This window comes from Paenibacillus sp. ALJ109b (assembly GCF_010747435.1).
In the GTDB taxonomy this organism is placed as follows: domain Bacteria; phylum Bacillota; class Bacilli; order Paenibacillales; family Paenibacillaceae; genus Paenibacillus; species Paenibacillus taichungensis.
The window spans coordinates 41,530-63,906 of record NZ_JAAIFP010000014.1 but is presented as its reverse complement, the minus strand read 5'-3'; the positions used below and the strand labels follow the sequence as shown (position 1 = coordinate 63,906).

The 22,377-nt window shown below is 44.7% G+C and carries 20 protein-coding genes; 4 read left to right on the top strand and 16 right to left on the bottom strand.

Annotation, left to right across the window (positions count from 1 at the left end; all coding sequences use genetic code 11):
• Positions 1-869: 869 nt before the first annotated feature.
• On the top strand, positions 870-1,349 hold the full coding sequence (locus G3352_RS16100) for an immunoglobulin domain-containing protein (protein ID WP_163757961.1): 480 nt from the start codon (positions 870-872) through the stop codon (positions 1,347-1,349).
• A gap of 189 nt (positions 1,350-1,538) precedes the next feature.
• Here G3352_RS16100 and cydC read toward each other — a convergent pair whose 3' ends face one another.
• The 12 genes from cydC to G3352_RS16040 form a co-directional block, all read right to left on the bottom strand.
• Complete coding sequence (gene cydC / locus G3352_RS16095; RefSeq protein WP_163757959.1) at positions 1,539-3,272, bottom strand: thiol reductant ABC exporter subunit CydC; 1,734 nt, start codon at positions 3,270-3,272, stop codon at positions 1,539-1,541.
• Positions 3,269-5,107, bottom strand: coding sequence for a thiol reductant ABC exporter subunit CydD (gene cydD / locus G3352_RS16090; protein ID WP_163757956.1), 1,839 nt, complete (start codon positions 5,105-5,107; stop codon positions 3,269-3,271). The genes cydC and cydD overlap by 4 nt, the downstream gene beginning before the upstream one ends.
• Positions 5,108-5,171: 64 nt before the next feature.
• Positions 5,172-6,185: a cytochrome d ubiquinol oxidase subunit II gene (locus G3352_RS16085; RefSeq protein ID WP_063562783.1), complete on the bottom strand. Its 1,014-nt coding sequence runs from the start codon at positions 6,183-6,185 to the stop codon at positions 5,172-5,174.
• Positions 6,182-7,546 carry a cytochrome ubiquinol oxidase subunit I gene (locus tag G3352_RS16080; RefSeq protein ID WP_163757954.1) on the bottom strand — a complete coding sequence of 455 codons (1,365 nt, stop codon included), beginning with the start codon at positions 7,544-7,546 and terminating at the stop codon, positions 6,182-6,184. Before G3352_RS16080 ends, G3352_RS16085 begins: the two co-directional genes overlap by 4 nt.
• A gap of 605 nt (positions 7,547-8,151) precedes the next feature.
• Complete coding sequence (locus G3352_RS16075) at positions 8,152-8,697, bottom strand: TlpA family protein disulfide reductase (RefSeq protein ID WP_163757952.1); 546 nt, start codon at positions 8,695-8,697, stop codon at positions 8,152-8,154.
• 32 nt (positions 8,698-8,729) lie between these two features.
• Positions 8,730-9,443, bottom strand: a complete 714-nt coding sequence (gene ccmA, locus G3352_RS16070; RefSeq protein WP_163757950.1) for a heme ABC exporter ATP-binding protein CcmA — start codon at positions 9,441-9,443, stop codon at positions 8,730-8,732.
• Complete coding sequence (locus tag G3352_RS16065) at positions 9,436-10,257, bottom strand: ABC transporter permease (protein ID WP_163757948.1); 822 nt, start codon at positions 10,255-10,257, stop codon at positions 9,436-9,438. Before G3352_RS16065 ends, ccmA begins: the two co-directional genes overlap by 8 nt.
• Before the next feature lie 26 nt (positions 10,258-10,283).
• Positions 10,284-10,859, bottom strand: a complete 576-nt coding sequence (locus tag G3352_RS16060; RefSeq protein ID WP_163757946.1) for a nitrous oxide reductase accessory protein NosL — start codon at positions 10,857-10,859, stop codon at positions 10,284-10,286.
• A complete protein-coding gene (locus tag G3352_RS16055) occupies positions 10,856-12,214 on the bottom strand; it encodes a right-handed parallel beta-helix repeat-containing protein (protein WP_163757971.1) in 1,359 nt (452 codons plus the stop codon). The genes G3352_RS16060 and G3352_RS16055 overlap by 4 nt, the downstream gene beginning before the upstream one ends.
• A 189-nt stretch (positions 12,215-12,403) precedes the next feature.
• On the bottom strand, positions 12,404-13,057 hold the full coding sequence (locus G3352_RS16050; protein ID WP_076289167.1) for a response regulator: 654 nt from the start codon (positions 13,055-13,057) through the stop codon (positions 12,404-12,406).
• Positions 13,054-13,899 (bottom strand): sensor histidine kinase, encoded by an 846-nt coding sequence (locus tag G3352_RS16045; RefSeq protein WP_163757944.1) that lies wholly within the window; start codon positions 13,897-13,899, stop codon positions 13,054-13,056. Before G3352_RS16045 ends, G3352_RS16050 begins: the two co-directional genes overlap by 4 nt.
• Before the next feature lie 28 nt (positions 13,900-13,927).
• Complete coding sequence (locus G3352_RS16040) at positions 13,928-14,656, bottom strand: response regulator transcription factor (protein WP_163757942.1); 729 nt, start codon at positions 14,654-14,656, stop codon at positions 13,928-13,930.
• Positions 14,657-15,093: 437 nt separating this feature from the next.
• Here G3352_RS16040 and nrdI point away from each other — a divergent pair, with 437 nt between their 5' ends.
• From nrdI to nrdF, 3 genes are read left to right on the top strand one after another with little or no spacing between them, the layout of a single operon-like run.
• Positions 15,094-15,453 carry a class Ib ribonucleoside-diphosphate reductase assembly flavoprotein NrdI gene (gene nrdI, locus G3352_RS16035; protein ID WP_076289163.1) on the top strand — a complete coding sequence of 120 codons (360 nt, stop codon included), beginning with the start codon at positions 15,094-15,096 and terminating at the stop codon, positions 15,451-15,453.
• Positions 15,440-17,524 carry a class 1b ribonucleoside-diphosphate reductase subunit alpha gene (gene nrdE, locus G3352_RS16030; protein WP_163757940.1) on the top strand — a complete coding sequence of 695 codons (2,085 nt, stop codon included), beginning with the start codon at positions 15,440-15,442 and terminating at the stop codon, positions 17,522-17,524. Before nrdI ends, nrdE begins: the two co-directional genes overlap by 14 nt.
• 42 nt (positions 17,525-17,566) lie before the next feature.
• On the top strand, positions 17,567-18,529 hold the full coding sequence (gene nrdF / locus G3352_RS16025) for a class 1b ribonucleoside-diphosphate reductase subunit beta (RefSeq protein ID WP_163757938.1): 963 nt from the start codon (positions 17,567-17,569) through the stop codon (positions 18,527-18,529).
• Between the two features lie 88 nt (positions 18,530-18,617).
• On the opposite strand, the gene G3352_RS16020 is transcribed toward nrdF, so the two are convergent.
• The 4 genes from G3352_RS16020 to G3352_RS16005 all read right to left on the bottom strand — a co-directional run bounded on the left by G3352_RS16020 (position 18,618) and on the right by G3352_RS16005 (position 22,332).
• Positions 18,618-19,661: a hypothetical protein gene (locus G3352_RS16020; RefSeq protein WP_163757936.1), complete on the bottom strand. Its 1,044-nt coding sequence runs from the start codon at positions 19,659-19,661 to the stop codon at positions 18,618-18,620.
• A 65-nt stretch (positions 19,662-19,726) separates the two neighbouring features.
• A complete protein-coding gene (locus tag G3352_RS16015; RefSeq protein ID WP_240343100.1) occupies positions 19,727-20,440 on the bottom strand; it encodes an ABC transporter permease in 714 nt (237 codons plus the stop codon).
• Between the two features lie 102 nt (positions 20,441-20,542).
• Positions 20,543-21,352 carry an ABC transporter permease gene (locus G3352_RS16010; protein WP_163757932.1) on the bottom strand — a complete coding sequence of 270 codons (810 nt, stop codon included), beginning with the start codon at positions 21,350-21,352 and terminating at the stop codon, positions 20,543-20,545.
• Positions 21,349-22,332, bottom strand: coding sequence for an ABC transporter ATP-binding protein (locus G3352_RS16005; RefSeq protein ID WP_163757930.1), 984 nt, complete (start codon positions 22,330-22,332; stop codon positions 21,349-21,351). Before G3352_RS16005 ends, G3352_RS16010 begins: the two co-directional genes overlap by 4 nt.
• Between the last annotated feature and the right edge of the window lie 45 nt (positions 22,333-22,377).

Below are 22,377 nucleotides of genomic sequence, written 5' to 3'. Positions count from 1 at the left end.
ATTTTTTTAAATTAACTTCATTATTTTTCTCATTGTTCAACTTTTCGCCCGTTCTGAACCAACAAAAAAAGCAAGGTGAAAAATGCCCCAAACGCGCATCATCACACTTGCTTGTCGATATACATCATTAAAAAGACGCAAAGTTCCCATAACTAAAAAAGTTCAAAAGAACTCCTCAAGCGGAAAGCTTCTTCATGTATATCAATATCAGATCAGAGTCTATATAGCAAATAATTCGCCTTTACCACTCTTATTGACCGTTTCACAAGTTGATGTGCAGATGCACTGGTTGTAAAGTAACCAACTTATAAAATTTGAGCTTTTAACTCAATCAATAAGGCAACATAAGTTGCCAATCGGCGTTTGACCCGGCTGTCCGTATGGCCTTAACTTCCTTAAGAGAAGTGGTCAAAAATTATCTGCTGGAAAGACCTGATTTATGTTGATATATCTGCTTTCCAAAATCACAGGTCTTACAATATCAGATACATTGAAAAAAATCAAGCGATCACTAAAAATTATTTTATTCATTATTTTGGAACACACACTTCGCTCTTAGGCATATCTGATTATAATGGCTAATCTTTAAATAGTTACTGCCTAATGTATCCACCTCTTTCTCAATTTCCAAACTGACATACCAACGATAACGATGTATAACATGGAAGTTGGATTACCCTGAAAAAAGTTGATTAGGTAAAATAATCCTTCATTTTAATATGTCGAATACAGGTTATTACACGAATTTATAAAAAAATAAAACACATCCAAAAATACTTTCTTTCCACTTGAAATTTTATACATTTTTGATAGAGAGATATGATATATTTGGTATGTAATTTAAAATATATCCCAGAAAAGAGGATCTTATGAAAAAAGCCGTTTTGCTATTTGCTGCAATTTTCATGTTTTTGCTTTCCAGCGCTCCATCAGCATCTGCAGCTGGAGACCGCCTCATTTATGACATCATGTATAACAATTCGATTCCACTCGTATCCAACAACGTCAGGTTTTCACTGCAATACAGCGTCTACGGCGACCTACAGCTCTGGGATAACCGCACACGCACAATGTTATGGAATACCAAGACCAGTGACACGAGAATAAATCATTTCAAGATTGATTATTGGAGTGGAAAACTAGTGCTCCAGGATCCCCAAAACACACCTTACTGGACGTCTGACAACAAGGCATGGTCTACATCGTACTATGGAGCGGACAATCTGCCACCCAACCTCAGAGGTAACGTGCTCATCGTTCAAAACGACGGCAATTTAGTGCTGTATAATACAGAAACACCGAGTGCAGGCTGGTATCCTGTCTGGGCTTCCAATACAGGAGGCCATTAAGGTCTATTGTACTGGAGTACAAGCTGTTAATCGAAGCTTCAATTGACTGATGCTTACTCTCATTTCTTTACGGTAATAAAAATACACTCCACACAGTATAAACGTGTGCGAGTGTATTTTTTTGTAAGGTGAATGTTTAAGCTGCATTGACGCATACTCTTTCATTCGTATCTGTGTGTATCTTGCTCTCTATACTCCAGCTTTTCCGATCATTTGCCGCTCTATCTTTTTCAACTCATAAAAATAACCTTTTTGCTCCATTAACTCCGCATAGGAGCCTGCTTCCACTACCCTTCCCTGTTCCAGCACCACAATGCGGTCCATCTCTTCCAGACCGGTAAGCCGATGACAGATCAAGAGAAGCGTATCCTCGGCTGCTTGTGCGTAGAGATGTTTCATCACACGTTCTTCTGTAACGTAGTCCATTGAGGAAGTAGGTTCATCGAGAAGCCATAACCGTCCCTTACGAAGCATGGCTCGTGCCAAAGCCAGCCTCTGCTTCTCGCCGTCCGACAGGTTTTCCCCTTTTTCATATACTACATCGGTCAAAGATGTATTCGGCAGCTGTACTTTTCTCAGCACATCTAACAGTTGTTCATCCGAATGTTCTTCATCATTCAACAAAAGGTTATCCCGGATCGTTCCCCGGAAGAAATGACTTTGCTGCAACACGACATTAGCCGTCTGCCAGATACTCGCCTCATCAAGTTCCTTCAACGAAATGTCATTTAATTGAATCTCCCCAGTTGTAGGTGTTCGCAGTTTAAGCAGCAGTTCAATAATCGTTGATTTGCCTGATCCGCTCGGTCCGACAATCGCCGTTTTGGAGCCGGGTAAAATATGCAGCGAAATGTCCTTTAACGCTGGTCTCCACTCCCCTTCATATTGAAACGTAACATCGGAGAGATCAAGCGAAACAGCCTGATTGGCAGATAACACTCCTTCTGGCTGTGTAGACACAGACTGCCTGTCGGAGGTCTGTATGGTTTCCGTCAGACGTTTGGCTGCGTGTTCGCTATCCTGCTTATACAAAGGTAATGTCGCCATTGCCGCAGCCTCTTCGAATACGGTTAGCGAGGCCATAACCAGCATTGCAAGAAACACGCCAGCCAGCGCTCCATCGATAATCAGATAAGCACCAAGTGTCAGCACGCCCCAGGAAATAAGGAACGTAACCAAAGCATGCATGGATTGCCCGCGCAGTAGGTGTCCGGCAGCCCGTTGCTGCTGGACCGTCAACGCAGCAGAAGCCTTCTGCAGCTGCTGCTCCCGTTGAGCCAGTTGTCCGTATACTTTCAAATCCCGGAACCCGTACAATACTTCGGTGACTTCTGTGGAAAGCAGTGCCCGTTGTTCGCGAACGTGTCCATGTATTTTTCGCTGCCCAAGCAAAACTAGTCCCGGTACAACCAATGTCGTTGTGAGCATACCTACTACAAACAAAACCGCAATCCAGAATGAAAAAGCAGAAGTAAACAACGCTGTAGCCAAAAAGACCATAACAACAATAATCGGTGGATAAGCAACGCGCAAAAAATAATGTTGCAGACTCTCCACATCCCCTACAATCCTCGCAAGCAGGTCCCCGCTTCGTTTTTTGTTCAATATACCCGGCGTCAAAGGAATGAGTCGGGCAAAAAAGGATGTACGCAAACGGCTAAGCATGGAAAATGTCGCCCGGTGTGAATACAAGCGCTCTCCGTAACGACTCGCCGCCCGAAGCAGTCCAAGCAGCTTGACCAGCGAGGTGAGTACAATTAAGGTGTAAAGCGGTGGCGCGAAGACCGTTTGCGAAATCAGATATCCGCTAGCCGAGAAGAGGGCCACTCCTGCTATCCCTGCAATAAACCCACCTAGAATAGAAAGAATGATATCCTTTCGCTCCTGAATCATGGCTTTGGACAAAATCGCTAGCTCATTCATGATAAGCCCCCCTTTCGTTGAACATCAATCATCTCGGCATACTGGGGTAGACGCGCCATAAGCTCTTCATGGCGTCCCGAATCTACTAGCACACCGTCGTCCATAAACAATATACGATCAGCATGTTGAATCGTATATAACCGGTGAGCCACCGTAATCATCGTCGCGGTTTCTGCCAATGTGGCAATGGAATGTTGCAATATCTGCTCTGTGCGCAGATCCAGCCCTACCGTGGGTTCATCAAACAATATGATGGATGGGCGCTTCAAAAAAGCACGTGCCAAGGCAAGTCGCTGCTTTTCCCCACCAGACAACCCCCGTCCTCCTTCACCAACCAAGGTATCGAAGCCATGCTCCAATTGGGCAGCAAGTTCGGCAAGCCCGGCATCCTCTGCCGCCTGCTCGATTTCAGTCCTGGATACATTTCGCCCAGCACCAATCGCAATGTTCTCAGCAAATGTACCTGCAAAAATATAGGGATGCTGTGTAATGTAGCTAACCTGTTCGAACCACGAAGTCTCATCATATTTGAATAGCGGCTGTCCATTTACCAGAACCTCTCCTGATGCTGGTTTCAGCAAACCCGCAATGAGATGCAGTAATGTCGTTTTCCCTGAACCACTTTTGCCGACAATGGCAATGTATTCTCCCGGATCAAGCTGTGCTCGACCAGTCTCAAGCTCGAATGATTCGGGCGCATACCGAAATCGGAGATGGTTCAATATGATGGTCGGCGGTATGGAACTGCCATTGGAACGGTCCATTTGCAATGTCCCTATCCCGTTTCCCCTTTCCATCCGATCCATGTTATCGGCCTCGTCAATTCCATCAGATATACCGAATTCTTCTTTGCCATCTACCGATATACTCTCCCCAGCCGTTTCCTCAAGCATCTGCTCTACCTTACGAACCGCTCCCATACTTGTTCGCCCGCTGTGAAAAGCCGTTCCCGTATTTTTCAACAGACTGTAAAACTCGGGAACGAGCAGCAGCACGAGAAACGCGGTGTGGAAAGCCATCGATTTGAATACAAGCAGCTGGATTGCAAGCTCAAGAGCCACGATACCGATGCTTAGCATTACGATCGATTCCAGCATGAACGTATTGGTAAACGCAATCCGCAAAATGCCCATTGTGGCATCGCGGTAACCGAGGCTAGCGCGTTCAATCTCCTGCTGCTGACGGTGAGCCCGTCCAAATATTTTCAACGAAACCAGCCCTTGAAGAGAGTCCAGAAACGTACCGGAGAACTCGGCCAGCTGCGCATATTTCTCCTCTGATTTGTTCTTTGTTTTCAGTCCCACCAAAATCATGAACAAGGGGATAAACGGGGCCGTAAACAGCATAATAAAGCCTGAATTGGCATGTTGCATAAACGTTACCACCAAAATCAGAATCGGAATGATGGCAGCCTCCATCATACGCGGCATGTACTGACTGAAATAACTGTCAGCCTCATCCACAGCATCCAGAGCAACACTGACCTTTCCGCCTGTTTGTCCACGAAGGGTTGATGGCATCGAGGCATGGGTCAGATGTTGCAGCACGGCTGCTCGCATATTCGTCTTCGCACTGGAAGCCATATGCAAACCAACTTTTCCGTTCCCATAAGACAACCCTGTACGTACGACCATGACAGCCAGGAGTATCCCGAGCAGCATGACGACCGACGAAAGGGAAGCCTTCTCCACAAAAATCCGTTGTACTGCTTCAGCAAGCAGCGCAGCCTGACTTACAATCGCTGCACCCAGCGCAAGTGAAATCACTGCAAGAAGCATGAGACGTTTTCGTTGCCCAGACATTTGTTGAGAGATCAGGCTTGTTTTCCTCTTCATGTAAGCTCTCCTCCTTTCTATGAACCTGTGAGATTACTCCCTTACATCACATATTAATTTCAATTTATTTTTTTCCCTTTACATAATCCGCATCAAACAAAAACAGTTTGAAAACCAGAATCAAGGAAGGAATCAACATGCACATGCCACCGATAAACACAACAACCAGTGCGAAGCCCATCGCTGGTGAGGTTACACTGTTTTGAATTGTAATGAACGGATCAAGGATATAAGGATATTGACCAATTCCGTAAGCGAAAAAGGCACAGAAAAATTGCAGCATGATACATATAAACGCTAATCCGTAGCGGCGTCCGTTATAGATCAACCACATCGCAATCATAAAGAAGGCAACGGAAAGCGCAAGTAGCCACCATAAATCCATCATATTTTGAAAATGTCGCTCATTGTGCTGTCCCAAATAAATAAATGCAGTCAGTGCGATGATAATCGTCGGTGTGCTCCAGAACAGGGCATAGGTCCGCACCAGCTTCAATGCAGAGTGATCCTCTGCCCGCGACGCATAGAAGGCCAGAAATGAGCTGCTAATGAATAATACGGACACAATCGCCAGTCCAACGATGCTCCATGATAACGGATTGGTAAACAGCGTCCAGTAATCCAAAGAAACCGTCGAACCCTGCTTCACGATAAAACCACCTTCAGACAGCGTTAGCGCCACTGATAGCGAAGCGGGAATCAGCAATCCCGAAGCTCCATATAGAAACAGATACACGATATTATTTTTGGAACCATAGTTCTCAAAGGCATAAAACGACCCACGAATAGCGAGCAAAATGACCGCAATGCTTCCCGGTACGAGCAGCGCTGATCCGTAATAATAAGCCGTGTCGGGAAAGAACCCGACGATGCCAATATAGAAAAAGACAAAAAATACATTCGTAATCTCCCATACCGGTGATAAATAGCGGGAGATCAGACGATTAATCAGGTGATCCTGTTTCGTCAAGCGTGCATAAAAAGCAAAGAAACCCGCCCCGAAATCAATGGAGGCTACAATTAAATAGCCATACAAGAACAGCCAGAGCACCGAGATGCCGATCAGTTCGTAACTCATGCACGCTCACCCTTTTCTGTAGACGGATTGCGCTTCTCCTTCATCCATTTCTCCATCTCGACTTCTGCCGGATTATTGTTGAACAAACGTCTTAGTACGAGAACACACATGACTCCCAGAACGATGTAGAGAAGCAGGAAGAAGAAAAAGATCATTCTTATGTTGGGTGATGAAGTGGCGGCTTCCTCCACTCGCATATATCCCCGGATAATCCACGGCTGTCGCCCCAGTTCAGCATAGAACCAGCCCAGCTCAACTCCGAGAAAAGCCATGGGTGCGCCTAGTGCTATAATCCCAAGCAGCCACTTGTTCAGCTCATTGCGCTTTTTCCAGAACACAAACAGGAAGTACAGAACCGAGATAGCCAGCAGCGTAAATCCGATTCCCGCCATTAAATCAAACAGGTAGTGAACGAGCAGCGGCGGCCATTCGTCCTCCGGAAACTCCTCCAGTCCGGTTACCTCGGCATTAAAGTCACTAAAGGCCAGGAAGCTGAGCAGTTTCGGCAGGTGAAGGGCTCCTATAATTTCATGCTCTGCATTCAGCCATCCCAATAAAATCAAATCTGCGCCGCTCTCCGTCTCAAAATGCCATTCTGCTGCTGCAAGTTTCTCCGGCTGATGCTCGGCCAGAAATTTGGCGGACACATCTCCCGCTAATGTGTTCAGTAAGCCGAACAGAAGAACCACCGCCATCATGAGATTCAAGGCTTTTTTGTGGTATGCAGATGCCCCTTTTCTCAGCATTGCAAAGGCTGCAATTCCAGCTAACAGGGCAGCTCCTGTCAAATAGGCCGAGCTTAATACATGAAACACCTTGGAGAAGGTCGCCGTATTCAGCATTGCCTCCACTGGGTTAACCGCTGTGAATTGGCCTGCTTCCATGACAAAGCCTCCAGGCTGGTTCATAAAGCCGTTCACCGTCGTAATAAACACAGCCGACATACCTGCACCGGTAACGATTGGAATCGTCAACAGCCAGTGGATGTACGGATTTTTGAATCGATCCCACGTATATAAATAAATGCCCAGGAAGATGGCTTCAAAAAAGAACGCAAACACTTCCATGAATAGTGGGAGTGCAATGACATTGCCTGCCAGTTTCATAAAATTCGGCCACACCAGGGCCAGTTGCAGTGAAATCGCTGTACCGGTCACCACACCAACCGCCACAGAAATGACAAACCCTCTTGACCACCTCTTCGCCATAAGTGTGTAATGGGGGTCCTTCTTGCGAATCCCCATGAACTCTGCAATTGCGATCATTAGAGGTATACCGACGCCAAGCGTCGCAAAAATAGCGTGGAAGCCCAGCGTCATGCCTGTCACCAGCTTGCTCCACATCACTGTATCGATTGCCATTGTTTACTGCCTCCTTTCAAACTCTGTTCGATTTTCGTACTGATTTGAATCTTTTAATTATTAGGTCAGTCAGCCCTCGGACTACGTTCTTTATCAGGTTGATAGAAGCCCCACTAGATAGGATTAGAGTTTGTCTATAAAGCGTTCCTCCATCGTTGTATGTACAAAGAGAATTTTTTCACAAAGTAAGAGACGAAGGAAGCTTTACCACACCATCATTGTGCATTGCTACACATAGTTACTGGACTGAGCATGGGTTGGCGAGCTGTGTTTTACCTGATACTGAAGGGCCAAAGTACTTAACAGGACCTAATAGTTAAAATTATTATATCTTTGTGAATTAGCAATTCAATCGCTGACACGTCTTCGTCCCTAAATGTTCAAGAAAGGATCAACTCTTTCTGACAACTCGGTGAAAAGCGTAAAAAGTACCCAAAGGAGCTATTGATTCTTTGGACACAACCGTGGTATTGCAATTTTCAATTCTACTATGCATGCAAGATGTTCGAAAAAAACAAACAAAAGAAGCCGCCTCCTATAGCGACTTCTTAAGTTCTTAAGTTCTTAAGTTCTTAAGTTCTTAAACTCTTAAGTCTAGCAAAGCTTCAATTCTTTTGCTGTACGGTCTGCTCCAGCCATTGCTGCAAGGGAATATCCTTGGTCAACTCACCGAGCAGAATGTGACTGAATATACCTTCCTGATCTATGATCATGGTCGCTGGCAACCCGGTGATACGATACAGGCCGGAGACCTTTCCGGTCACATCAATGATAACAGGGAAATCGAATTGCTGTTTCTCCATAAATTCTCGAATGGTGCCCTTCGCTTCCCCCACGTTGACAAACAGGGTCTCTACATCGTTTTGATACGTCTGAGCGATCTGATTAATCATTGGCATTTCCCTCACACAGGGCGTACACCATGAAGCCCAGAAGTTAATCATGACGACTTTGCCCCGATAATCGGAGAGCTTCACCTGTTCTCCGGCTGAATTAACCGCAGTGAATTTAGGAGCAATTGCACCGGCTTCAATGGCACCGGTTCTTTTGGGCTCGGATGATGAAGTCCCCTGGTAAATTGCCCACACAGCGGCCAGCACAGCACCCATTCCAATCAGGATAGTAAGCAAACGTCTCATTTTCGAACTCATTTTTTTACTCTTTATTTCCAATCGATTCACCTTCACTTTAAGCCAAGACTATGATGAAATGCAGCATGAAGCGACCCAAACTGTTGACGAAACTCCTCAGTAGAGCCATCCCCCACATTGCGTCCTTGGTTCATAAAAACAATCTGATCGGCAACATCATCTGCAATCTCAAGCTGATGGGTGGAGAACACGACCATATGTCCCTCCTCCTTGATCTGTTTTATCAGATTTGCAAACTCCTGCATCCAGAAGGGGTCCAGCCCATTCGTTGGTTCATCCATGATCAGCAGCGGAGGCTTGGACAGCAGAGCCTGGGCAAATAATACACGCTGCCGCATACCTTTGGAAAAGGTCGTGACCCGTTTCTTTTTTTGATCGGCCAAACCTACCATGGTTAGCACTTCCGTTACTCTCTCTTTGGACACTTTCCTTAACGCCGCCCAGAACTGGAGCACCTCCTCTGCCGTCAGACCATGGTTGAAATGATAATCATCCGGCATATATCCGATCTGTTCCGAATATCGCTTTCGTTCTTTGGACCAGCGCATCTTGTTTACAATGATTTCTCCGGAGGTAGGTTGAAGAATACCTGCGAGCATACGCAGAACGGTGCTTTTTCCAGCCCCATTTCCGCCACATAAGGCAAGCACATGACCGGAAGAAACGCGAAAGGATATATCTTCAACGATCTGTTGTTTTTTTATGGATTTACACAGTCCAACAATCTCTGCTTCCATGTTATCCATGGGACCGCCCCCTTTCCCAGATCCCGTAAACTGCCACGATCGAACATGCAATCCACAGCAGGCATATCCCCATAAAGATCCAGCTCCCGCTCGATGGCTGTACCCAATCCACCCACTGATAATATTCAGGTCCCAGTATCGAGCCCCCGCCAAGTTTGATCACAACAAACAAACGTACCAGCTCAGCCGGATTGATGAAGGTTAGAACGGTGAGTAAGGGTTTTATCCACTGATACGGCATGAGTCCCAGCACGGAGATTAGTAGCGTAGGCCATCCGATCACAGCAAAAAACCAAACGGATACGGATATCGTTAACGCTTGCCAGCGATTTTTGGATAACGAACCAATGAACAGTGCAATAGTCAGAAATAGCAGTACCAGTCCGCAGGAGAATACCAGAAACAATAAGTACGTCATAACATCCAAAGGGCTGCCCACCCATCCGCTAAGAAGTCCCATGAGGCCATAACCAAATGTAACTATAGTCACTAATACAACCGATAGACCCAGATATTTGCCAACAATAAAAGACATCGTACCGATGGGGTATGTGGACAACAGCTGCCAGCTGCCTTCTTCCTTTTCAGAAGTCAACGAGAACGAGCCCAGAAAAAGGGTCATCAGCGGCAACAGATAAAGAATAAGATTTAACATGGAACCTGTCGTGCCAGAGTAGCCTGTTACAAAATTCTGAGAATTAATGATTAGCAAACTCAGACTAAATATGCAGAAAAGAATCAAAAATGAATATGACCAGGGGTTGCGAAATCCCATTTTCATTTCTCGTCGAACGACTTGTAACATATCTCCCATCATACATCACCATCTTCATTGGACATTTACTTATGGCCTGAATCTTCCGTTGATTCACTTTCCCCATGTGTTTCTTCATGCATGCCTTCACTCATTCCCTCTTCGGAATGCCCATGCTCACCCATCATATCCATCGACTCTGTGTTTTGTTTCCAGTCGTGGGAGGCGAGGTCTTCAGCGGTCATGATCGTTCCTACACCCTGCTCGGCAACAAATGCTTCGGCAGATGGTTTATCCTTGAAATTGAGGATCCCGTAAGCCATCGGTGTACGCAGTGAAGCGTCATATACATACGTGGCTTTGCTGTACTCAATCCATTCCTTGTCATTATAATCACGAACAAAATCCATCCCGATGTTATCTGTTCCGTTCTCTTCTTTCCACTGGTGCATACAACCAATGTCATCAAATTTATAATTTTTACCGTCTTTCGTGGTAAGCTGCGTGGCATAAGCATCATCTTTCACCTGCATTTTGCAAATGGCACAGATATCCACGTCTTCATTAATAGGCAATGCCTCGTATTTTTTTCCGCAAGCTGTTAATAACAGCACCCCAAAGAGAAGCACCATGATTGTTTTCCAATGTGTTTTCATTCTCATTTTCGTAATACCCCCATATTGATCATAATAAAAGTGGCCAGGCCCAGCAGAATGCATCCGATGATCCAAACCCCAGTTGACTCTTTGATCGCTTGTGTACCTGTCTTCGTTGTCAGTGATTCCGCTTCCATGTTCATTAACGGCGATCTGTCGCTTGTCCACTCTGCCTTGCCTTCCGTAAACAAGTTGCTCATAAAGATCATGCCTGGAGATTGAAAGAAAAGCTGATAGGCCGAATTCCGGTTGACCACTTGCTCATAAAAAGGATTAATCCCATAGGACAGTTCACTAATTCCATCATCGTTCAGGTCAAGACCTTGAAAGGAATCCCAGTAGTTTTCCTTCATCTCATTGTTCCGGCTGTCCATCGCTGAAGCTTCAATCACATTCGAAATAAATTGGTTTCTGGTAAACTGATTACCCTCCGCAAGCACAAGCTGAATTCCGATGAAATTCCGGAGCACCGCATTGCCGCGAATTTCATTTCCTGAGGATTCAGCAATGTTCATGCCAACACGATTACCTTCCACGACATTGTTATGAACCGAGGATTGCTGCACGTCATACAACAAAATCCCTTGTGAATGCACATTTTCGTTCTGTTTGCGAAAGGAATTTCCCGATACAACCGTATTCTTGACGCCCATGACCATGGCTCCGGTACTGTTGTTCACTCCCACATTGTCCACAACAGAAGAGCCATCGATATACATACAATGAATGCCATACCTGGTGTGTAACAGCGTGTTAGCCTTAACCGTAAGATTGCGACTGTTCTCCAGATAGATACCGTCCCGCATACCCATAATTTTGTTGTCTTCGATGTGGGTACGATGGGAATTGTACAGATCAATGCCATTCCCCTTTTGACCACTGGAAGCAGACTCCGGACCAGCCCATGAAATTTTATTGCTATGTATGAGCCCATCGACAGAACCCCGCAGCACGATTCCGAAACTTTGACTCTGAATATCCAGGCCAGTGATCTCTACTCGATCTCCTTCAACCTGAATCGCAGCAGTGGGTTCGTTTGTTAAGTGTTGAACCGTGAAACCCTGCAAAGTCACTCCATCTGAACGAATGGTGATCGTGGATTCAGCTTCCGTATTCAATACCATTACGGATGAGTCCCCCCGAATGGATATATTCTTGTCTATACTTACGGGACCAGAATAAATACCCGGCTCAAGCACAAGCACTTCTCCAGGTTTAGCAACATCAATGATTGGCTGGAGTGGAATAGCATCTTTGGTTTCAGGAGCAGCGTTTGCAGTTTCAAGCGGGTAAGATAGTGGGATCACCAGTATCCCTATAAGCAGCAACATGCTCAGGACAATCCGTTCGCGAAACATCATAACCTCCTTCATGAAACACACTGCTCATAGTGTACATAAAAACAATTTTTTACCATATAGCTCAAGCTAGCTATAGAGTTGGACCTTTTGTGTCCAATTTGTGAGTTCATTGTGGTGAAAAGCAGAGAAAGTGACATCCACTTATACATAAAAACAGAAAGAACGCTCCGATATAGTAAAAAAAGCTTATTACAGACGATTGTGGTCTGTAATAAGCCCTTGCTCTAATGCATAACGTGTCAGTTGAACACGATTTTGAACCTGTAGTTTTTGCAAAATGTTTTTCAAATGATTCTTGACCGTATACTCTGAAATTGTATAATTTACAGCGATTTCTTTGTTGGTCCACCCTGCAGCCACGCCATACAGAATATCCTTTTCCCTTGTCGTTAGTGGAACGTCAGGTTCTTTTTTCTCCGTGAGTGAGACATCCTTCAGGATTTGGTAAGCCACCTCGCGGCTCAATGGAGCCTCTTCTGTAACAATGGAATGAAGATATTCCAGCCACATGGACGGTTCCAGATTTTTGAGCAAGTAACCCTGAGCTCCCCGCTTCAACGCTTCCAGTAGGTGGAGTACATCATCCGAGACGGTAATCATAACAATTTTCACATAAGGAAACGCCAATTTGATCCGCTGTGTTGCTTCAAGACCGTTCATAATGGGCATTTGAATGTCCATGAGGATTAGATCGGGAAGCCACTGTTCTGTATAATCAACCGCTTGTTGACCGTCCGATACGACGCCAATCACTTCAAAGCCGGGATCCATGGATAAAATTTCACATATGGCTTCTCTCGCATGAGCGTGATCGTCTACAACAAGTACACGAGTATGGCTCATAACATCTCACCATCCTTTGAAAATTCGACAACAGTAAGCTGCTGCTCCCTTCGGAATTGCATGTTAAAGTTCAGTTCATTCATCCGCTCTCTCATGATTTTCAGTCCATATCGATCCTTTCGTTCAAAGGGATTCATCTCAAATCCTTTTCCATTATCTCGAATCGTGATATTCCAGCACTTTTTGTGCCCGTTTCCCTGAATCCATCCTTGTGAAGCAGATGCATGCTTTTGAATATTAAAAAGAGCTTCCCGAATACAAGCGAGCAGTTCTACTTTCTCTTTATCAGTAAATGCATCATCCGGGATGCTCCAATCCAGTTCGATTTGGACGGGGACATCTTTGGCAATTCTTCGAATTTGGCCAAGTAGTGTGACCGATTCGTTCATAGTGAAGGTATTGTCAACGTTAGGATCATAACGTAAATCGGCAATGGCCTGACGCACATAACGATTGACTTCATGAACCGTTTTCTTGATCGAATACACATCGTCCAGCTGTTGATCCTGCTTGGCTTGTTCCTCCAAACGCCCCACTTTCACCGATAACAAAAAAAGAGATTGGGCGATTCCATCATGAAGTTCCTTGGCCAGCTTTTCACGGGATTCAAGCGCGATTTTGGCAGCACGCTCATGCTCCAGTTCTTTTTGAATACGTTCCAGGATAAGAAACAGCCGAGTTAACAACGTTATACTCACAACATATACAATGACAGGCGTAAGCCAGTTGCCCAAATTCATTGATATATAGGGGAGCAGAAACTGATGTCGTACATATTCCCAGAGACCAACAGTTAAGGTGGGAATGAGCAAGATCATCCACTTGATTTGTTTATAAGACATATTCCCCTCCTGAACTGCAAGATAAGAATCAGTGAGGCAAACGAAGAATATAACCGAACCCCCATAGGGTTTGAATTAGATCTTCCCGATTCGGCACATGCTCGGATAGTTTGTCACGCAACCGTTTCACATGGGTATCTACGGTTCGATAATCCAGATCTTCCTCATGCTCGACTTTCCAAACAATTCTAAGCAAATCCTGCCTGGAGAATGCGATTTCCGCGTGTGTCGCCAGATGATAAAGCAAATCAAATTCTTTGGGAGTCATATGAATCTCCTCATGTTCTACTGTGACTCTTCGGGAAGTAGGATTGATTAAAATAGAGGAGATCAACACCTCGCTTGCTGAATGGTCTTTTGGCGTAGGTTTGATTAATCCGTTATAACGAGCCATCATGGTTTTGATGCGCAGCACAACTTCCCTCGGACTGAACGGTTTCATGACAAAGTCATCCGCCCCGGCTTTGAAAGCTTCAAGCCGATTCACCTCTTCTGACTTGGCTGTCAGAAACATGACGGGTATGCTTAAGTTGGTCCGTAGATATTGGCATATTTCAATCCCCTTAATATCGGGGAGAATCCAATCCAGTATGATCATGGCATACGAGTCATGATGAAGCTTGCTTAAGGCTTGCCAGCCCAGCGAAGCCTCCTCAACGATAAATTGTTCTTTCTCCAAATACATTCGAAGAAGTCCACGGACCCGTTTATCATCATCTACAATCAATATTCTATTTTGCTGCAGGGTCCCGTTCATGTCTTACCTCCAAATTTTTGCAATATTCGGGTCATTTTCTTAGTTTCTCATTGTAAAGCCTCAAGCCAGTGAGTGAACTTGATGTAATCAGCATACCTTCAACGTACTCAAAAGGCATGACTCCATAGAGCCATGCCTTTAATAATCTATCTCTGAATTGTAGACAATGTATGAACGATTATGTTCAGGCTTATTTCTTGCCGGTGACGGCTGTCAATCATAATTCTCTCATGCACCAAATATCGTGTATTCGAATATGGATATCTACTAAGCCACAAATTTTTTAAACCTAGTAATAGAGCCCATTCATCAGGTTTTTCACAAAATTGATACCAATATGCATTTGACAAAGCTATATATTGATATAAAATTAAGAAAACAATCTATATATAGTGTTTGTTTTTGATCACCTTTCATTTGTCAAGGAGGATATGATAGTGCTAATTGTGTATGATTCGATAACCGGGAATGTTAAGAGGTTTATTTCCAAGCTTCAACTGCCGGCTGTTCAGATTCAGAATCAAATGACGATTGATGAACCGTACGTACTTGTGACATATACAACAGGTTTTGGACAGATACCTGATAAGGTGTCTTCTTTTTTGCAAAAAAACTCTAAATACCTGATTGGCGTGGCCGCCAGCGGTAACCGCAACTGGGGTGAGCGTTTTGCCAAAAGTGCAGATTTGATCTCTGCATCTTATAACGTCCCGGTTATCAGTAAATTTGAATTATCAGGTTCCAAGAAAGACGTGGAGTATTTTGAACAGGAGGTGAGCCGCATTGCGACATATTGAATTAAATAACATGCTGCTAAAGCGTGACTCTGATGGCTTCTTCCAGTTACATAAGGATAAAGAGGCTGTAGAGGAGTTTATGAAAGAAATCAAAGATAAAAGTATGGCGTTTGCCAATATTGATGATCAAGTCAAATTCATGATTGATCATGATTATTACGAGGATTTCTATGCTTCCTATACAGCTGACCAAGTTAGAACCGTATTTGAAATTACGCGTAGCTATCAATATAACTTTCCTTCCTATATGGCAGCGTCCAAGTTCTATACTGATTATGCATTGAGAACTTATGACCGCAAAACATACCTTGAACAATATGCAGATCGTGTAGCAGCCGTAGCTCTTCACTTGGGTCAAGGACACTTTGATACGGCTTGTTTGCTGTCTCGTTCTATGATGGAGCAGCGCCTTCAACCCGCAACCCCTACTTTTCTAAATGCAGGAAAAAGTCGGCGCGGAGAACTGGTTTCTTGCTTCCTGCTTGAAATGGATGATTCACTGAACTCTATAAACTATGTACTAAACACTTGTATGCAGTTATCCAAAATCGGTGGTGGCGTTGCTGTCAATCTGTCGAAGTTGCGTGCTCGTGGTGAAGTCATTAAAGGTGTCGAAGGTGCCGCTAAAGGAATTACTCCTGTTCTCAAGCTGATGGAAGACGGCTTCACCTACGCCGATCAGATGGGTCAACGTAAAGGTTCCGGCGCAGCATACTATAATATTTTTGGTTGGGACGTCATGGAACTACTGGATAGCAAAAAGATTAATGCAGATGAGAAAATCCGGCTGAAAACTCTCTCTATCGGACTTATTGTTCCTAATCGTTTCTATAAGCTGGCTCAAGATAATGAGCCCCTGTACCTCTTCGCACCATATAGTGTCTATAAGGCGTATGGAACACATTTGGATGATATGGATCTGGACGTAATGTATGATACCTTGCTGGCTGACGACCGGGTGAAGAAGAAAAAATCGCTCAGCGCACGGGATATGCTGACCAAAATAGCGATGACTCAACTTGAATCCGGCTATCCCTACATCATTAATAAAACCAATGCCAATCAAGCACATGCTTTGAAAAACGTAGGACAAGTCAAAATGTCGAACCTCTGCACAGAGATCTTCCAGCTCCAGGAGACTTCTGAAATTACAGACTATGGTCAACCGGATATTATTCGCAAAGATATCAGCTGCAACCTGGCCTCCCTCAATATTGTTAATGTTATGGAGAGTGGCAAGATCAAGGAATCCGTTCATGAGGGCATGATTGCACTAACCTCCGTCAGCGACATGACGCATGTTGCCAATGCTCCTGGTGTGGCAAAAGCCAATTCCGAAATGCATTCCGTTGGCTTGGGTGCCATGAACCTGCACGGTTACTTAGCCAAAAACAGGATTGCTTATGAAAGCTCAGAGGCCAAAGATTTTGTACGTACCTTCTTTATGACCATGAATTATCATTCTCTGGAGAAAAGTATGGAGTTTGCAGAGCAAACGGGTCAACGGTTCTATGGATTTGAGCAATCGGATTATGCGACTGGCGTATATTTTGATCGTTATGTGACTACGGATTACCGTCCCACCACACCGAAAGTTCAAGAATTGTTTAACGGCATTGCTGTTCCGTCTCCCGAGGATTGGAACCAGCTTAAGTCTAAAGTGATGAAAAATGGTCTCTATCATGCCTATCGGATGGCTATTGCTCCAACGGCAAGCATCTCTTATATCCAAAACGCAACATCCAGTGTGATGCCGATCGTAGAACAGATTGAGACACGGACCTATGCCAATTCAACTACGTATTATCCAATGCCCTATTTGCAAAAGGATAACGTCTTCTATTACAAATCAGCGTATCAAATGGATCAATTCAAGGTGATTGATTTGATTGCGGAGATTCAGCCGCATGTGGACCAAGGCATCTCAACCATTCTGCATGTAAACAGTGATGTATCCACGCGAGAGTTGGCTCGCTGCTACCTGTATGCTGCTCATAAAGGGTTGAAATCTCTGTATTATACAAGAACTAACAAGCTGACGATGGAAGAATGCATTGCTTGTTCAATATAAATAATTTCCCTTTAGGGTATTACGATTGGAGTTTGATATACCATGCCGGCAATTCAAGCTGTGAACTGGAATCGAGCGGATGATGATTTCACACTGATGTTCTGGAATCAGAATATTATGCAATTTTGGACCGATGACGAGATTCCTTTATCCGATGATAAAATGACCTGGGGCATGCTCAGTGATATAGAAAAAGACGCTTATATGAAAGTCTTGGGAGGCTTAACCCTTCTGGATACAATCCAGGGCGGTGTAGGTATGCCGCAGATTATGGAACATGTGGATGGACTGCAACGCAAAGCCGTACTTAGTTTTATGGCAATGATGGAACAAATTCATGCGAAATCATACAGTAGTATTTTCACCACATTAGCATCAACCGAAGAAATTGACAGTGTTTTTAAATGGGTGGAAGAAAATCCATATCTGCAAACCAAAGCGACGATTATACGTCAGTATTACATGAATATTGAAACTTCAAAAGATCTGTATATGGCAATGGCTGCATCCGTTCTTTTGGAAAGTTATTTGTTTTACAGTGGATTTTTCTATCCACTCTATTTAGCCGGACAAGGCAAACTCACGTGCAGTGGTGAGATCATTGATCTGATTCTACGGGATGAAAGTATTCACGGTGTATATGTGGGGGTGTTGGCTCAGGAAATATACGCAAGCTTTGATGAAACGCAGCGGAACGATGTGTATCAATGTTTGGTTGATCTAGTACAGCTTCTTCATCAAAATGAGTTGCAATATACGGAGGAATTATATACACCTATTCATTTGACCGAAGAAGTGGAAACCTTCCTTCGTTATAACGCTAATAAGGCCATGATGAACCTCGGGTTTGAGCCATTATTTGATGACGAGGAAGTCAACCCGATTGTATTAAATGGAATCAGTACACATACCAAACAGCATGACTTTTTCTCTAAAAAAGGCAATGGGTATATTCGTACTCTGAATGTAGAACCTCTGACGGATGATGATTTCAAGTTTGAATAAGTCATAAAGAATCATAATAAGGCTAATGTGTAGCCTATGATTATAAATAAAGAAGGCTGTTCCTCCCAGGAGGAATAGCCTTCTTTATTTACTTTTCGAGCAACGAAATCATTCTTTGCAGCAGAACAGGCTCTTCCTTGCGGAATTCCTCCAATCGGAGCCTTACCTTCGCAAACACGGCTTTGTCTTCACGAATTTCATGACGGATGTATTGATCCCTCAGCTTCATTGCCCTGGTGGTTATATCCTGATAACCATTCACCAGTTTTTCGTCGTAAGGGATCATCCCCTCATCGACCAAGTAGGCAATCCGTTCCCGCATCATTTTTTTGTGCTCCCAGAGCACATGAAGATGCCTGACATCGTTACGGTCACCAAGCCGAGGATCATTGCTCTCTACCGCATCATAGTACATTTGCAGATAGTCGTAGACGTTAATTCCAAAAGCCTGTTCGTCGTCAGGGTTGTAATTAATGCGATTCAGATGGGTCTCTCCGTTCAGATAGTCATGCAGCTGGTCGAGTGCTACGATTTTATCGAAAGGATAAGGAGAATGCGGCTCGTATTTGTAAAAATAAGTGTGATGATCCGAGGTAAGTCCCTCTCTCAGCAGATGTCTCATGGAATGGACAGCATCCAAAAACTCTGTGTACGGAATCTGTACATTGCGGTAAACTCCCGTATGGTCAAACATGGAAGCATCAAAAATGCGTTTGTCCCCATCGAAACCGTACAGAAAAAGGTGATGAGGAAACGCTTCTTTTTGGTAGGCCGCAGCTGGCGATAATCTGGACTCGTCCAAAAATACGATGCAATAATAGCCGCTTCGAATCTGATCTTCAAAAAATGGGGGCCAGGCATCCAGTGCCAAATGCTCCAGAATCGTATAATTGACGGAGCATGTGAGCAGAAACGGATTATTGAAATTCAGTTCGTTGGGCTGGCCCCGGAAAAAATCGATATAAAACTGTCTTCCATCCTCCAGAAAGGTTTTCTTGCAGGACAACTGAATGAAATTGCTGTAATACCAAGGAATCGTTTCCTCATGTGCACTGGTAATCGAAAGCGTGTAAGCCCACCGCAAAAACCCCTTAAGCGGCGGATTCAACACGGGAAGCTGAACAGCATTCATCCTTTCTCCCCCTTCTGATTTCTGAGTCTTTGCCTGGATACTTACCTTACGTCCGAGCATCCGACTTAACTGCTTGCACTACTATATCCCTTCACAGCCTGTTTCCAGAGCACGCGTATAACTGTGAAAAGTAGAAGCGAACCGACCAGCGCCAGACCTGTATAGAGCCAGCTGAGCTGTCCCAGCAGGAACATCGGTCCGAAATTGGTAATCAGGAACAGCGGAATGACGAAGGTACCGATCCGCCGGACCCAAGTTGGGTATATGGCCATTGGAAAATTGTTGGCGTCCCAGGCGGAATGGGCGATCTCCGATGCAGAACCCGTCTGAACGAACCGAAATGACAGCAATGCAGGGATAATCATTAGACAATATGTGATGATAATGGAGACGAATAACAGCAGCATAAACCCGGTAAGCTGGAGAAACGTCAGAGGTATATCCATCGCATGCCAGCCAATGCCAATCATGACGAAACCAACCAACACATCAGGGATTGGCAGCGCCAGATCGACATAACGCAAAGAAGCCATAAATTGAAGAGAAACCGGTTTCGTTAACATTAGATCAAGTGAGCCGTCCTTAATATATTCCGGAATTTTCGTAAAATTGGTGAAAAACAGCCCAACATACATTCCTGTCACCACGGTGTGCATGCCTATAAATAGAAGCAGCCCTTCGGGCGGTATGCCGTCGACGTGAAGATCGGTGCGGAACACAACGAGTACATATAACAATTTGGCGAGCAGGTAGACGGATTCCACCAGCAGGCTCATCATGAAATTACCTCGAAATTCCATCTGAGCAATGAGACAATTTTTGATGAACATGCCGTACAAATGTGCGTATTTTCTCAGGACTCTAAACATATGGAATTTCCGCTACCCCCCAACCGCTGAATATTTCTTCATGGATATGCGCCACGTTAGACGGGATAGCCATAAGAACAGAAGTATCCACCCCAACTGGATGAGCAATCCTTGATACATCGCCGCCACTTCCGTTTTGTTGCTGAGCACATTGACCGGAAAATAAATGGTATACGGAAACGGCGTGTACTGAAGTGCCTCCACAATCGAATCCCCGAAAATCTCCAACGGAAACATACCTCCGCTCAGAATATTCACCAGCAGACTCGTAATGACGAAAAAATAAGAGATTTCATTTAGATAAAAAGCACTTGCACAGATGCAGTAGGAGATCAAGAAATTGAGCAAAAGCGCCCCCGACAACGTAACGACGAACAAGATCAGCCGTATGACCTGGAACTCAAGCACACCACCTGCAGATGAGATCCAGATAATCCCCACAAGAAGCACAGCTGTAACGCCGTAATAGATCGCCTTCTGTCCGAAAAAGGATACTAGCCGATATCCGAAGTAACTAACCGGTTTGATCAAATACTTGTTGAGACCACCGTTCTTGATATCGTCGACGATCTGGTGCTCGAACTGGGTAGCGATTAGTTTGGATACCAAGCCCGCCAAGATCGTATACAAAATAATTTGATTATATGAATACGAGAATAGCGCCGATTCGCCGGAATGCTGGTACACCGCTGTCCATATAAAATACTGAACAAGAATCGGAAACGCGGCTCCGAGAAGACCGAGAAAGAAGTGAAATCGGTATTCCATCGATTGCTGCACACCCATCGAAAAAACAGCCGTATACAATTTGCGTCCATTCATCCGACGGATTCCTTTTGGTAGAGCATGGAGATACTCTCCTCGATTGGCACATCCTCAATTGTCCAATCAACGATTGGAAACAAATCGAGCATAGCACGCGACACTTCTTTTAGACGGTGTTTGGGCAGCTCCAGAACAACGCTGTAGTCGTCTGCGCTGATCATTTTTCCGAATTTGGCCAGCCGCTGCTCGGCAACCGGCTCCGAGAACTGCAACTTTACAATTTTGTGCTCGCCAAACAGATCGTTAATCTTATGAAGGTCTCCGTCATACAGAAGACTTCCTTCGTTAATAATGATTGTCCGCTTGCACAGGTCCTCCACGTCCTTCATGTAGTGGCTCGTCAGCAGGATCGTGGCGCCAAACTGCTCATTATAGTATTTCAGAAATTCCCGCACCCTCTTCTGAGAAGGGAAATCCAGGCCGATCGTTGGCTCGTCAAGATAAAGCAGCTTTGGTCGGTGGATCAGAGCGGCGATTAGCTCCATTTTCATACGTTCGCCCAAGGACAGCCTGCGAACCTGTACATCCAGCAGGTCTTGCACATCAAGCATTTCCGATAGCTCGGCAAGACTTCGACGATAGATATCATCCTCGACGTCATATATACATTTGTTCAAATAAATCGAATCGCTGGCGGGAAGGTCCCACCAAAGTTGATTTTTCTGACCCATCACAATGGAGAACAGCCGTTTGAATTCGTTCTTTCGCTCCCAAGGCACATAGCCAAGTACGTCGGCTTCTCCGCTTGTGGGATATAGAATGCCCGACAACATTTTGAGCGTCGTGGTTTTACCTGCTCCGTTCGGACCCAGAAATCCAACGCACTCCCCGGGGCCGATATCAAAAGAAACGGATTTAACCGCTTCCTTCACAAGTGATTTACGAGCAAATAAGTTTTTCAGTGAATGTTTGAGTCCTGCTTCTTTCCGGTAATATACGAATGATTTGTGCAGTTCCCGTACACGGATAAAGTCCATCCCCGCTCCTCCTGAATAATTGCATGTTTTCCCTTATTGGCGGCT